This is a genomic window from Candidatus Nitrosopumilus sediminis, assembly GCF_000299395.1.
GTDB classification, from domain to species: domain Archaea; phylum Thermoproteota; class Nitrososphaeria; order Nitrososphaerales; family Nitrosopumilaceae; genus Nitrosopumilus; species Nitrosopumilus sediminis.
This window is the reverse complement of the sequence record NC_018656.1, coordinates 1452189-1465877: the sequence shown is the minus strand read 5'-3', so window position 1 is coordinate 1465877 and position 13689 is coordinate 1452189. Positions and strand designations below refer to the sequence as shown.

Genomic DNA, 13689 nt, shown 5'->3' with positions numbered 1-13689 from the left:
AATTCATTTTTTTGATTGAATCTAAGATAATTGTATTGGACATTATTGGACATCAATTAGATTTTTTTAATGCTTTTTCTATATTCATATTCAATACTATCTCAGCTATATCGCTAGCATACTCAGAAATTCTTCGAATATTTTCCGTCATTCTTCTTATCCTGTAAATCTCTTCATCATCTTTTAATGCTTTTGAAGCATCTCTTACTTTTTTCTCAAATTTTGTAATTTCACTAGTTTTTGTAATGGTATTTTCAGCCTGATTATAATCTTCTTTGAATAACGCAAGACACGCGTCATCTAATACAGACAAGCAAAATTCATTCATTTCTTGCAATCTTTGCAAAATCTCTTTTTTCACGGGTTTTTTAAATTCAATTAGATCTTTAGCAATAAATGCTGCATGATCTCCTGTTCTCTCTATGTTTTTTACAACTAGTCTATACCCTAAACAATTTCTAGCATTTCTAAAACCCATCTCTTTTAACATATGCTCATTTTGAATTGCAATCTTTAATTGTCGAATAATATAAAATCCAAATCTATCTACTTCATCATCTGTATTGATAACTTCTTGGGCCAATTCCAGATTGTTCTCTTTTACAGCTAAAATTGCATCACTTGACATCGATTTTGCTAAATGAATCATTCGTTTGAAAGCCCCATCTACTGATAATTCTAATAAATTAACAAGAACTTGTACTGTAATTCCACCGCTAGAATCTGCAATTATTTCAGAACCCATCAACATTCGTTTTACAGCTTCTTTTACTGTATTTCGTTGGTGAGCACTTAATCTCCCATTTTTTGGTTTTACATTAATTGTTTTGAATCCTAAAAAGTACAATGAAATTAATTTTCTAACAATTGAAGATGCTTCCTCCTCTCCATCAATTTCAATTACTGCATCTTCTTTTTTCTGAGTTCTGGATTCAAATTTTGGTGGGTAAAGCTCTAGGGTTGACGAACCTTTTCGAACCATTCTGATTTGATCTCCTTGTTTGAGACCTAATTCCATTATCCATTGTTTTGGTAGCGAAACTATGTATGATGACTTTCCAGTAAACTGAATCTTTCTGGTCTCTTCCCCTTCTTCCATAATCTAAAGGAAAAATCCTATTCTATATAGTTTAATCGATATAATATAGACCAACATTGAACTAATATTTAGAAAAGATTTTGTTATGAATTATGAACCATATGTTAAAACTTCAATATTCACTTGATGCATTATTCGGAAATGGTGTATCAAAATTCTTACCTAAAGATATTGAAATGACCTTTTCACGAAAAACAGGTAGAATAAGAACAGTGTCTCACAAGGGAAAATTACTTTGTACTTTGAGAATTGATGGGAGTCTAGCTATTAGCACTCATTTTGCTCAGATGTTATTAAAAAATAAAAAATTCAAAGAAAATTGTGTTGAAGTAAATGCAGATGCTGCGCCTTATGTAGAACAAGGCAGATCAGTATTTTGTAAGCATGTAGTATCATGTGGAAAAAATGTTCGTATTTCTGCAGATACTCCAGTTTTATTTAAAAAACAAGTAATTGCAGTTGGAAGGGCAATATTGTCATCTGATATGATTTCTGATTTTGATAGAGGAGTGGCCATAAAGATCAGAGATAGTTTAAAAAGTCGTAATGGGGAAATAAGATCATGATGCGAGGAGGTAATCGCGAAATGCGAAGAATGATGGATAAGATGGGTTTGGATATGAATGAATTGTCAAATGTTCAAGAAGTTATAATTAAAACTGATAAAAAAGAAATTATTATTTCAAAACCCTCTGTCACTGAAATGAAGGCAAAAGATAATTCTATTTTTACAGTTACTGCAGACAGTTATGAAGAAAGAGAATTAGAGGTTCCAATTTTCTCTGAAGAGGACATTCAACTTGTTAGTCAACAAGCAGGTGTTGATGAAGAGAAGGCAAAAAGTGCTTTAGAAGAAGCAGAAGGAGATCTTGCTAGAGCAATCTTGCTTTTAACCACTGGATAATATTCAAAATTATCTTATTTTGTGCCTAAAAATGAATGGTTTGATAATATGTTTTGATTCTAAATTTTAGAAAATAAAAAATTCCAGATAATTCTATCTTACTGGAATTTGACTTGGTAATTTCTTTTTCAGGTATGCTCCTAAAGTTTCAGGAGAATATTCGATTCCATGTTCTTTTTTCATATGATTCCAATAATCCAAGACCACTTTGTCGACGTCTCCTGTTGTGGAATAGTTACAATCAAAACCACGTTCATTGCATTTGACAACAATTTCCGCCATCATGATTCTGACCAATTCTCCCCGCATAACATGCATTTTCCTCTGAAACCTTTGTGTAGTTCATCATACACCAATATTGCCGAATCAATGTTACAGATTCCGCATGATATTGTTTGTTTCATGATAGTACTAGGAGATTTTAACACATAACATTCTGTTAGCTATTTTGATACAAAATTAGCTAAAGTATTTTGAAAAATTAAGAGGTTGTAAACTCACATCCTCGATCCTGTTTTGCGATCAATGTTACAAATTATGTTGTTTTGAAGGTGATTTTGACGCCTGACTGAATGATTTAAGTAATGGAATTACTAGATTCGAAATATCATGAGTAGTATGGCTGAATCCAAGGTAACTGGAATTATCAAATCTTTGAATGCCTTGGAAGATGATCTAGATTCCTTGACCAGTAAAGTCGGGGATATGAAAAAACAACTAACTGTGAAAAGTCTATCTGAAATTGATAATTTATTAGAAAAAACTAGAGAAATGGCCACCAAAGAGGCTGAAGTGATTATTAATGCCTCAAAAGAAAAGGCAACTGCCGAATCTGCAAAAATCGCTAAAGAAGGTGATGCAAAATTATCTGAAATTCAGACTAAAATTGGTGCTCATTTTGATGAAGCAGTCAAACATGTGGTGTCAACTGTTTTGAAGGCATAAACCTAAATCTAATATCTAATTTCGTAAATTATAGATCCCTTACAAAATTCCCGTATTGGACTTGCCACGACTTATGGTAAACCATACTATAGATTTTCAACTTCTCTAAAAACTCTCAATCTATCATTTGATTCAATTCTTCCTGAAGAAATTCATGATTATTCAGGGAATTTAGTATTCACTACCATAGAAGAATCTCCTGTAAACTGTGAGAAAATTTTACTACATGAGGATATTCTTGAATATCATCCAACTGTAATTAGAGGAATAATGATGCAAAAACTTAATCTTGATTTTGAAGAAGAGAATTTAATTTTAGGAATAGATCCTGGTCAAAGAATGGGGTTATCCATTTTTTATTATGGGATAGAAATTGAAAGATCAGTCCACACTTCTATTGAAGAATTGGTTTTTCATATTATAGGAATTTTAGGTGGTCTTAGAGCAAAAAGAAAAATTCTAAAAATTGGAAATGGCAATATGGATATTGCGAAACAAATTGTCAAAATGCTGAATCTAAAATTTTGTTCATCGTTTGAATTAGAATTTGTGGATGAAAGCAGAACTAGTTTGAAAATCAAAAATTTTAATCAAAGAGGAAAACGAGATATGCTTTCTGCAAAATATATTTCTCAAAGGAAAGGACATAGGCACTCTATTCTTCCTCTTTCGATCATAGGATAGAAATTTAATTTTTCATTAAAATTTTCATAAATTATGATTATTTAGAAACATTGTCGTTTACCTTGAATTTATTGTATGATTAAAGTATGAGTATCTTACAAATTTTATAATTATTTTGAAAAAATATGAAATTATTTGTCAAACATGTATAATACCATATGTTAATTTTTCAAAAAATATGGTTTTAAAATCAGCTATACATATTTATTGAACTTTTTGAGTATTTATTTGAAAATTATAATTTTGATCGACATCAAATATGAAATATTTTCAAGTTTTATTCCAATTTTTTATAAATTATATCGATCCATGCTTATATAGTTAAGAAATCTATAACATAATACCAAGATGACTTGTAAAGGAATTTGTGTTAGATATAAGGCTCAAAAGCCTGTTGGCACTGGAAGGTATGCTTCTGGACAACGTCGATGCCAGATTTGTGAAATATTCATCAAATGGGAAGGACTTTGGTGTCCATGTTGTGGATATAGATTAAGAACAAAACCACGTAATTTGAAATATAAAGCAAAATTACGAGCTAGAGTTGAGGCTGATTCTATGGAAGCTGCAGCAGCTACTGAAATTGAATCAGAAGTTCAAGAAGTAACTGTTAAAGCAAAATCTAAATCAAAAGCTAAAACTGCTAAAACTAAAACAACAAAATCTAAAACCAAAGATAAAACTCCATGCAAACATTGTGAAAAACTCTTTGTTTATCCTGATAAACATGAGAAGAATTGCAAAAAGAACCCTGAAGTTCTATCTTCCCAGAAGACTGAATCAATAGCAATAAAAGCATAAGATTTGTTCATATAGCTTGTTGACCACTCCAAATGGATTTTTCCATAAAATGGTAAATTTGGAGAGTCGAAATTTTTCTTTACAAATTCAAAAATTTGAGAATGGTTATTTTATTTCAGTGACAGAAGGTTCTAACAAATTAGGTTCAATGGTAGTATCATTAGCAACTGGACCTACTCCTATCACAACCACTATTATTCCATCTAGAACTGAATCTCTTTTTCTAAAACTTATTGCTGAACGAATAAGTACTAGGATGAGGGGGATTGCTTTAGTTTCTACTTTTATTCAAAAGCCTTTAGAATCTAATACTGCAAAAGCCTTAATGTCTGAAATAATGGAAATGATTGAAAATGAGTGATTTAAGAAATTATATTTCTCAAATTAAAAAAATTAATGAACTCAAAACAGTAAAAAATACTGTTTCAACAAAATTTGAAATTGCTGGAATAACAGCTAAGGTTGACGGCTCACATGCTGTATTATTTGAAAAAATTAAAGAAAGCGATTTTAGATTAATTGCTAATTTAGTTGGTACTAGAAAACGATTTGGAATAGCAGTTGGCAGTACTGAATCTAATATTCATCAAAAGGTGATTTTAGCGATAAAAAAAGCAAAAAAACCAAAAATTATTTCTTCAGGAAAATTCATGGAAAACAAATCAAAAAACATACTTTCTATGCCTATAGTAACTCATTTCGAAAAAGAATCTGGTCCATTTATCACATCATCTATTGCATATGCAAAAAACCCTGAAACAGGAAAACAAAATTCTTCATTTCATAGAATGATGCCAATTGATAAAACCCATTTTTCTATAAGAATGGTTGAAGGTCGTCATCTACACAGATGCTTCATGGATGCCAAGGAACATGGTGAAGATCTTAAAATTGCTATTACTGTAGGTGTACATCCTGCAATTTCGATAGCTGGTGCATACCAAGCTGATTGGGGTAAAGATGAAATTGATATTGCAAATTCTCTTTTAGATGGAAAATTGACTTTGGCAAAACTTCCTTTTTCAGGATTGAACGTACCTTCTGGGTCTGAAATTGTAATGGAAGGAAAAATCCTTCAAGATAAAACTCATCCTGAATGGATGGTTGAAATGCTTCAAACATATGATCATAAAAGATCTCAACCTGTTTTCGAACTTGAAAATTTATTTTTTAGAAATAATCCTATTTTTCACGATGTTCTTTCTGGATATTCAGAACATCGATTGTTAATGGGAATGCCCATTGAATCAAAACTGAATGGAGAATTGAAAAAATCTTTCTCTCAGACCAAACAAGTTTCAATGACTAATGGAGGATGTAATTGGTTACATGCTGTAGTCCAAATTAAAAAGAAAAATGATTCTGACGCAAAAAAAATTATTAAAAAAACATTCGAATCTCATCGTTCATTAAAACAAGTAACTGTAGTTGACGAAGATATTGATCCCAATAATGCTGAATCAGTAGAATATGCTATGGCCACACGATTTCAAGCAGATAAGGATCTAGTAATTCTCAAAAATGTACGTGGTTCCAGTCTTGATCCTTCTAGTAATCAGCAAAAATTACAAACTGCAAAAATGGGTATTGATGCAACAAGGCCGCTTTCTAAACGTCTTGAAGGATTCGAATTAGCAAAAATTCCCAAAATTGATAAAATTAAACTAAAAAAATATTTCAAATGACCATAAATGACTGATTAAATTAAATGGGATAAATTTAGGAGTAAATTAGATAATATGTCATCAGAAGATTCTCACATTAAAGAAAAAAGTCCGTCTGAGTCCCATGCTGAAGTAATTGTCAGAATGTTTCCCTCTGATGCTAATCCTGCAGGAAATGTATTTGGTGGTGAAATTTTAAAGCATATTGATATGGTGGCAGGAATTGTTGCTCAACGACATTCTCAATCAAATGCAGTCACAGTATCTATGGATAGTGTTAATTTTTTGAAACCTGTTTTTGTTGGCAATGTTCTTACATTAAATGCCAGAATTAACTATGTTCATAAATCATCAATGGAGATTGAAGTTAAAGCGGAAGCTGAAGATATAGTAACTGGGATTAGAACTGTCACTGGAACTGCATTTGTTACATTTGTAGCACTTGACAAAAATGGAAAGCCAATGCCTGTTCCTAAACTATCTCTCAAAACAGATGATGACAGAACAAAATTTGAAGAAGGCAAAATTAGAATGGATAATAGACTAAAAAATCGTCGAAAATAACGTGTGCTTATTTTCATAGATCCATTTAAGAATAGTAAAAACTATCTTTAGTTAATGTCCGAACAAGGAAAAAATAATGAATGGGATTCTTTATGGGCCGAATATACCAAATCTCTTGAAAATTGGAAATCTCTTTTTGAACAAATTCAAAAAGCAAGTAAAGACATGCAATCAAAATTCAATGAAGTTTGGGATAAAGCAACTGTTGAATCTAGTACTGATACCCTGAAATTATTTGGTGAAAATTGGCAGAAAGCTCTCAATGAAGCAGGAATGAATTCATTCAAAGAATTTGGTGAAAATTGGCAGAAAGCTCTCAATGATAGTAACACAGCTTCTTTCAAACAATTTACAGAAAATTGGCAAAAAGCTCTTAGTTCATCTGGATTAGAGCAGATGAATGCTTATGGTGAAATGATGAAAAAATTTGCTGAAACTTGGACTTCAATGTGGCCAAAATCCCAATAAATCAGTAAATTGAGAGATAAATTTCTCTTTTTTTGTTCCTGTACTTTTATTGAAATAATTACTGCAATTGGAGTTACTACATATTTGTATTATCTAGGTGAATCAATACTATTTTTAATCTCTTTAATTATTTTTGGAAAACTAATCCTGTTTCATTTTATAATGGAATACTTTGATAGAAAAAACTTGAAACAAAAAATTATCAAAATATAGAAAGAATAAAACTATGATCAATTCACAATCACTTGATGTCTGTTACACAGAGTGAATGTTTTGTTGAATTATCAAGTTTTGATGATTTAGCAAGATTTGCATGTGCATTTCAAGAATACCCTAAAAGGGTATATTCTCAAGAATTAGATGGTTCTAGAATACTTTCAAGCAGTATCACCCTAGCAAATACTTTATTGATTTTTTATGTCCCAATGCCAAAAACTGGTAGATATGTTTCATATCAGGTAACTGCAGGAAAAGAGATTTGCGATATTGTTGAATCAACAAAAATCCATTCTCATTATGCACCTATTGTTCATATGGAATCTAAAATTTCTTCATTACCTATTAAGTCAAAAAAAATACCTGATCAATTTCATCCAATTAAAGTAAAAGACTTGGGTAGTTTAGCACGATTAACATATGATCCAGAATTTCCTGATGAACAAAATCTTACACTTTATGCCTTACCTCATAAAAAATCTTGGATAATAGGATACATCAATTCTTTAGAAATGGATGAAATATACTATAATTTCAATTATGTAGAATTAGATTCTGAACCTACAAAACATTTTATCAAATACCAAGGAAACCAAGGTCAAGATCCAGAATTTTCAAATAGTTTTGACCATGGCTATTCATATTTACCAATCATAAAAATGAAAACTGAACATTCTGTTTTTGGATTATCTGATTAATTCTTTAATTTTTTTCCTTGATTCTTCCACTAATCGTTTTATTACTGGAATGTAAATTTCTGTTGCGTATGCTATTTCTATATCTTGATAGTTTTCAATAGATGTAAATGCTGATGTAATAGTTTGATTTTCTTTTACTTTAGGCTCGTTTTTTTCATGTCTTTTATGATTAATTACTTCTAGAAAAATTGGTAATTGTCTATTAATTTCTATTTGCAATTCATCTTTTGATCTTATTTTTTCATTACTCAAATTTACCTTAATTTCTTGATTAACATCATCTTTGTATCTGTCTAATGCCCTAATCATAATTTTAATCTCAGGTAATTTATTAAATTTATTTTTGAAATGACGTATTTTATTAATAAAATCTGGATATGGATTTTTATGTTCTTCAATATATTTTTCTGAATACCAATCCAAAAATTTTATAGCATTTACATCATTTTTCATTTTAGCTTTCTCATAAAGTTTTTTTTCAGAAATTTGCTCTAATACAAATAATCCAAAATCTCTATTTGCCTCTTCAAAAATTCCTTCAATAATCTGGGTTATTGAAACAATGAATTGATTAAAAAAATAATTAACATAATATGGATCAGGATCATATTGTTTAATTTGTTTTAAAGCAATTTCACATTTTACAATTGCCTCTTCGATGTTCATTGGGGTGTGTCAGAGTTGGCAGTAGAATATTTTGACTGTTTTTTTAGACTAGTAGCTAATTCTTTAAAAATCTCATTTACACTAACATCTACTAAATTTATTGTAGCATTTTCTTTTACAATCTGTTTTTCGAATTTCTCTTTAATTGCAAATGATACTGAAGACCAATGTAGAGTGCCTTTCAATTGTTCATCTACTGTTGAATTGGTTGTTGGGAAATTCGCTGGAGAGAAGACAATTCCATTTGTCCATTGCATAGTGGGAATTCCTCCCCCTGATGACCTTGTACTAAATGCTATTTGTTTAACCCAATCCTCAAATTTGTATTCAATTACTTCATGAATAATCAATTTTTTCCATGGTTCGATAGATATTTCCATTTATTCCAATTGAAAATCCACTAGTAATAATCCTATTTTTTGAGCCTGGCATGATGTGAATCTTATGCATTTATACTCAATTGATTTTTCGATTTGTATTATCGAAAAATCATCGCTTAATTACTAGAAATTAATCATTATTTTTTATGATAAAGAAATGGGCTGATTATTTAATTTCTGAAGTTAGTTATGATTCTGAACATCTAATCATTGTTGCAACTAGACATCAAGATACAGATCAGGGAATCACTAAAGGTCAACCCATAGATCGATTAACAATTGCTTCTGATATTAAGAATGGATTATTTTATGTTACAATCTACAGTGGAAAAAATTCCTGGAAAAAAGGCCATGAAATTCACACTTTTTCAATTGATGGCAGCCCGTATCTTCGTATTGATAAAAATAAAGTGCCCATGGATTATCTTGGAGATTTACCTGAATCTTCATTTGTAAAATCTTTATCGACCAAACACATAATCTTGAAGAAGAGGCAAAAAACCTCAACGAGGCAATAGAGACTTATCAGAATTTAATCACAGAAATTCACCAAAGCTTTGTATTTCGTGCTTTGCACAAATACGACAAAACAATCGGTAAAATACTACCACTTCGTCCAAAAAAATTTCTCAGATCAACTACCCAATATCAATCTGATAACGATTTAGAACATGCAGTTGCAAAGGCAACTCCTCATAAACTGGAAAAAAAAGATATACTATGCTTTCCGATAATTAACTGGGATTTTAGATACCAACGACCACAACACCTTATGTCTAGATTTGCCAAAGCAGGACATAGAGTGTTTTATTTTACCGTGAATTTAAGAACCCTACAAAATTCATACGAGATTAAACAAATACAAGAAAATATCTATCAGGTAGAACTAAATTCCCCTGAATTCTTTGACATATACAAAGATGTTCTAAAACCTAAACATGTCGATGCAATTCTTGAATCTTTTGACAAATTCAAAAATGATCTAAACATTGATGCAATACAACATGTGCAGTTTCCATTTTGGGCAGATATGTCTATTGCGATAAAAAAGAATTATGATTTCAAAATAATCTTTGATTGCCTTGATGATTTTGTAGCTTTTGATAATGTGATTGATGAGCGAATTAAAGAAGAAGAAATTTTGTTTTCAAACTCTGATTTGATAACTGTTTCATCATCATATTTGATGCAAAAAGCAATGAAGTTTACAAACAATTACATATTCTTACCCAATGCATGTGAGTTTGATCACTTCAACAAAAATCCAGACTCATCAATTATATCCAAATTCAAAAAACCAATTATTGGTTATTTTGGGTCAATTGCTGATTGGTTTGATACAGAACTCTTAGAATATGTCGCAACAAAATGCCCTGACTATACGTTTGTAATGATTGGTCATACATTTGGTTCTGACATCAGAAAGCTAAAGGAATTCAAAAATGTCCATTTCTTAGGAGAAAGACCTTATTCTGAGCTTCCAAAGTATCTGCACAGCTTTGATGTCTGTTTGATCCCGTTCCGCAAAACCCCACTAATTCATGCCACACATCCAATCAAAATCTACGAATACATGGCAGCAGGCAAGCCTGTAGTGGCAACTGACATGCCAGAACTATACCCAATGTCAAAATTATGTTATATATCTACAACAAAAGAAGACTATTTTGAGAACATCAAAAAAGCAGTAAACGAAAACAATCCAGATCTGCAAAAAAAGCGCATGGAATTTGCCTCAAAGAATACCTGGTATAACAGATTTGAAAAATTATACGCAAAACTAGAACCCTTTGATATGGACCATCACAATTAAAGCATGGCTTTCCAAAATATGAGAAATGCCATTTGTATCAATAATCATAGTAAACTGGAATGCAAAAAATTATCTCAAAGGCTGTATCGATTCTTTATTATCCCAATCTTTTACAGATCAAGAAATAATTCTTGTCGATAACGCATCATCTGATGATTCAGTTGATTTTGTAAAGAAAAACTATCCGCAAGTAAAGATAATCCAAAACACAGAAAACGTAGGATTTGCAGAAGGAAACAACATTGGAATAAAAAATTCATCTGGGAAAATTGTTGCGCTTTTCAATCCTGATGCAGTAGCTGAGAAGGACTGGCTACATATATTGGTAAATGTAGTCCAAGACAAGCCAAACATTGCAGCTGTTACAGGCAAGATGTACTATCTTGGAGACAAATATGGAAAGGATGCTGTGTTTTGCACATGGTCAAAGATAGATCATCTATCTGCAAATCCTACAAATTTTCACGATGATGAACCAGTATCAAAAGTTGATTATCTTAGTGGAGCTGCAATGCTGGTAAGACGTGATGTGTTAGATAAGATTGGATTGATGGACAAAGACTATTTTTTGTATTTTGAGGAAACTGACTTGTGTGCTAGAATGATTAGAGCAGGTTATGATTTGATGTATATACCAAGTGCTATCGTATGGCATGCCGTATCTCCACTCTCAAACTCTGAAAACAAAGTCTACTATATGGAGAGAAGCAGGATACGTTTTGCGCTCAAAAATTTTGATTCATTATATGCAATATCATTTCTCTTCATCTTCTTGGGAGAGACATTTTTTATCATTTTTAGAGATATCAAAAACAGAAACTTTTCAAGAACTAAGACAAGACTCAGGGCAATAATGTGGAATTTGTCAAATTTCAAAAATACGTTACGTGCAAGAAGAAAACACCTATCTATCTTAGCAAAAAATGGAACAGTCCAGTCATATAACAAAAATCTACCATTGAGATCAGTTAAGACAAAATAAAATTAGAACACTTGTTATTTGCAACAAATTATTCACACCTTACACTGTCTTGTATGATTTTAACAATTTTTGCTGCTGACTTGCCATCTCCAAAAGGATTTTTCCAATTCCTTTTCTGTCTGAGCATCTTTTTTGTACACAACAAAATATTATCTGGATTGGAGCCTGCAAGTAGGTTTGATCCTACCTTAAGCGTCTCTGGTCTTTCAGTATTGTCTCGCAGAGTGACACATGGTATTTTTAGAATGCATGATTCCTCTTGAACTCCACCAGAATCAGTTAACACCAGTCTGGAATTTTTTTGCAAATGTAAAAACTGCAAGTAATTGACAGGTTCGATTACATTGATTTCTTTAAAATCAACTTTCAATTTTTTTGCCATTTTCTTTGAGCGAGGATGTATGGGAAAAATTATTGGCATGTTGTATTCTTTTTTTATCTTTTTTAACCCCTCCACAATACTTTTGAATCGTTTTGGATTATCTACATTCTCTTGTCTGTGCAATGATACCAAAAAGAATTCTTTTGGAATTAGATTTAATTTATCAAAGTTAGTAATCTCTTTTAAATTATGTTTTACAGAATCAACAATTGTATTTCCTGTTAGGAATATTTTCTTTTTTGGAATGCCCTCGCCTAAGAGTATGCTTTGAGCTTTTTTTGTTGGTACAAACAAAAAGTCACTACAGTGATCTGTTAGCCTTCTGTTCAATTCTTCTGGCATAGATTCATCATAACTTCTAAGGCCTGCCTCTACATGACCCACCGGAATGTGCAACTTTTTTGCAGCAATTGCTCCACCCAATACAGTATTGGTGTCTCCTTGAACCAATACAATATCTGGTCTATTTTTTTTCAGAATTTTTTCTGCTCGTGAAATAATGAGTGCAGTCTGTTCACCTGAAGATGCAGATCCCACTTCCAGTTTGTAATGGGGTTTTGGCAATGACAACTGCTCAAAGAAAACCTTGTCCAAATTGTACGAATAGTGTTGACCGCTATGAATGATAAAATGATGAATCTTTTTTCGCCGCAGCTCACCAATAATTGGTGCCATCTTAATAATTTCTGGGCGAGTACCAAGTATTATTCCAACTTTCAAAATCTACATATCGAGAAATAACTATCCTTTAAGAACTTCCCCTTTTCATAGTCAATATAACGATGAAACTTTTGTTCTAGTAAAATCAAAAAAAGTCATTCAAACACATTTATCACATTTTGATTCAGAAAATTTGTGCCATTTACTTTCAAGAGATTAAACATACCCGATGTGGTACTTATAGAAGCAAAATCATTTCCTGATGATAGGGGTTTTTTCCTAGAAAGTTTTAAAGAATCAAGCTTCATTTCTAATGGAATTGTCACAAGATTCGTACAGGATAATTTCTCGCATTCATCCCAAGGAGTTTTACGTGGACTGCACTACCAAAAAAACCCAAAGGCACAATCCAAACTGGTAACTGCATTAAGGGGAGAAATCTTTGATGTTGCAGTTGATATTCGCAAAGATTCCCCAACTTATGGCAAATGGGTTGGTGAAATTCTATCGGAGAGCAATCACAAGTCCCTTTACATACCTGAAGGATTTGCACATGGATTTTGTGTAATTAGCAAAACAGCTGATGTGCTTTACAAGGTAAATAATGAATATTCCCCAGAACATGAAAAGGGAATAATATGGAATGATCCAGACTTGAAAATTACCTGGCCAATTGAAAACCCAATTTTATCTCAGAAAGACACACAGTTATCATCACTCAAAGATGCAGACAATAACTTTACGTATCAATCACACTAGAGTT

Annotated in this window: 19 protein-coding genes; 14 read left to right on the top strand and 5 right to left on the bottom strand. The window is 31.6% G+C overall.

Translation table 11 applies throughout. From position 1 onward, the window contains the following. Nucleotides 1-52 precede the first annotated feature (52 nt). Nucleotides 53-1099: a phosphate uptake regulator PhoU gene (locus NSED_RS08725; protein WP_014965896.1), complete on the bottom strand. Its 1047-nt coding sequence runs from the start codon at nt 1097-1099 to the stop codon at nt 53-55. A 92-nt stretch (nt 1100-1191) separates the two neighbouring features. Here NSED_RS08725 and NSED_RS08720 point away from each other — a divergent pair, with 92 nt between their 5' ends. Further along, the gene (locus NSED_RS08720) at nt 1192-1665 is read left to right on the top strand and encodes a PUA domain-containing protein (protein ID WP_016940005.1); all 474 of its coding nucleotides are present in this window, start codon (nt 1192-1194) and stop codon (nt 1663-1665) included. Further along, nucleotides 1662-2003, top strand: a complete 342-nt coding sequence (locus tag NSED_RS08715; protein WP_016940006.1) for a nascent polypeptide-associated complex protein — start codon at nt 1662-1664, stop codon at nt 2001-2003. The genes NSED_RS08720 and NSED_RS08715 overlap by 4 nt, the downstream gene beginning before the upstream one ends. Nucleotides 2004-2096: 93 nt before the next feature. Here the strand turns inward: NSED_RS08715 and NSED_RS08710 are convergent, their stop codons facing one another. Next, the gene (locus tag NSED_RS08710; RefSeq protein WP_016940007.1) at nt 2097-2288 is read right to left on the bottom strand and encodes a DUF1059 domain-containing protein; all 192 of its coding nucleotides are present in this window, start codon (nt 2286-2288) and stop codon (nt 2097-2099) included. Between the two features lie 333 nt (nt 2289-2621). On the opposite strand from NSED_RS08710, the gene NSED_RS08705 reads away from it, so the two are divergent. From NSED_RS08705 to NSED_RS08665, 8 genes are all read left to right on the top strand, one after another. Beyond that, nucleotides 2622-2948: a hypothetical protein gene (locus NSED_RS08705; RefSeq protein WP_014965892.1), complete on the top strand. Its 327-nt coding sequence runs from the start codon at nt 2622-2624 to the stop codon at nt 2946-2948. A 270-nt stretch (nt 2949-3218) separates the two neighbouring features. After that, nucleotides 3219-3632, top strand: a complete 414-nt coding sequence (locus tag NSED_RS08700) for a hypothetical protein (protein WP_014965891.1) — start codon at nt 3219-3221, stop codon at nt 3630-3632. A 348-nt stretch (nt 3633-3980) separates the two neighbouring features. Beyond that, nucleotides 3981-4433: a hypothetical protein gene (locus NSED_RS08695; RefSeq protein ID WP_014965890.1), complete on the top strand. Its 453-nt coding sequence runs from the start codon at nt 3981-3983 to the stop codon at nt 4431-4433. 19 nt (nt 4434-4452) lie between these two features. After that, the gene (locus tag NSED_RS08690) at nt 4453-4794 is read left to right on the top strand and encodes a proteasome assembly chaperone 4 (protein WP_016940010.1); all 342 of its coding nucleotides are present in this window, start codon (nt 4453-4455) and stop codon (nt 4792-4794) included. Beyond that, nucleotides 4787-6118, top strand: a complete 1332-nt coding sequence (locus tag NSED_RS08685) for a UbiD family decarboxylase (RefSeq protein ID WP_014965888.1) — start codon at nt 4787-4789, stop codon at nt 6116-6118. The genes NSED_RS08690 and NSED_RS08685 overlap by 8 nt, the downstream gene beginning before the upstream one ends. Nucleotides 6119-6172: 54 nt before the next feature. Then, nucleotides 6173-6661: an acyl-CoA thioesterase gene (locus tag NSED_RS08680; RefSeq protein ID WP_014965887.1), complete on the top strand. Its 489-nt coding sequence runs from the start codon at nt 6173-6175 to the stop codon at nt 6659-6661. A 54-nt stretch (nt 6662-6715) separates the two neighbouring features. Next, nucleotides 6716-7129 (top strand): hypothetical protein, encoded by a 414-nt coding sequence (locus NSED_RS08675; protein ID WP_014965886.1) that lies wholly within the window; start codon nt 6716-6718, stop codon nt 7127-7129. A gap of 248 nt (nt 7130-7377) precedes the next feature. After that, nucleotides 7378-8043, top strand: a complete 666-nt coding sequence (locus tag NSED_RS08665) for a hypothetical protein (protein WP_014965884.1) — start codon at nt 7378-7380, stop codon at nt 8041-8043. Here the strand turns inward: NSED_RS08665 and NSED_RS08660 are convergent. Continuing rightward, a complete protein-coding gene (locus tag NSED_RS08660) occupies nt 8032-8709 on the bottom strand; it encodes a hypothetical protein (protein ID WP_014965883.1) in 678 nt (225 codons plus the stop codon). The two genes, NSED_RS08665 and NSED_RS08660, sit on opposite strands and share 12 nt — an antisense overlap. After that, on the bottom strand, nt 8706-9089 hold the full coding sequence (locus NSED_RS08655) for a hypothetical protein (protein ID WP_026089997.1): 384 nt from the start codon (nt 9087-9089) through the stop codon (nt 8706-8708). The genes NSED_RS08660 and NSED_RS08655 overlap by 4 nt, the downstream gene beginning before the upstream one ends. 146 nt (nt 9090-9235) lie before the next feature. On the opposite strand from NSED_RS08655, the gene NSED_RS08650 reads away from it, so the two are divergent. The 3 genes from NSED_RS08650 to NSED_RS08640 are packed head-to-tail and all read left to right on the top strand — an operon-like array spanning nt 9236 to nt 11884. Then, the gene (locus NSED_RS08650; protein WP_014965880.1) at nt 9236-9607 is read left to right on the top strand and encodes a DUF3892 domain-containing protein; all 372 of its coding nucleotides are present in this window, start codon (nt 9236-9238) and stop codon (nt 9605-9607) included. A 53-nt stretch (nt 9608-9660) separates the two neighbouring features. After that, nucleotides 9661-10902 (top strand): glycosyltransferase, encoded by a 1242-nt coding sequence (locus NSED_RS08645; protein WP_014965879.1) that lies wholly within the window; start codon nt 9661-9663, stop codon nt 10900-10902. Nucleotides 10903-10927: 25 nt separating this feature from the next. Beyond that, on the top strand, nt 10928-11884 hold the full coding sequence (locus tag NSED_RS08640) for a glycosyltransferase family 2 protein (RefSeq protein WP_014965878.1): 957 nt from the start codon (nt 10928-10930) through the stop codon (nt 11882-11884). Nucleotides 11885-11912: 28 nt separating this feature from the next. Here the strand turns inward: NSED_RS08640 and wecB are convergent, their stop codons facing one another. Then, nucleotides 11913-12986, bottom strand: coding sequence for a non-hydrolyzing UDP-N-acetylglucosamine 2-epimerase (wecB, locus tag NSED_RS08635; protein WP_014965877.1), 1074 nt, complete (start codon nt 12984-12986; stop codon nt 11913-11915). A gap of 135 nt (nt 12987-13121) precedes the next feature. Here wecB and rfbC point away from each other — a divergent pair, with 135 nt between their 5' ends. After that, nucleotides 13122-13685 carry a dTDP-4-dehydrorhamnose 3,5-epimerase gene (gene rfbC / locus NSED_RS08630; RefSeq protein ID WP_014965876.1) on the top strand — a complete coding sequence of 188 codons (564 nt, stop codon included), beginning with the start codon at nt 13122-13124 and terminating at the stop codon, nt 13683-13685. Nucleotides 13686-13689: the final 4 nt, after the last annotated feature.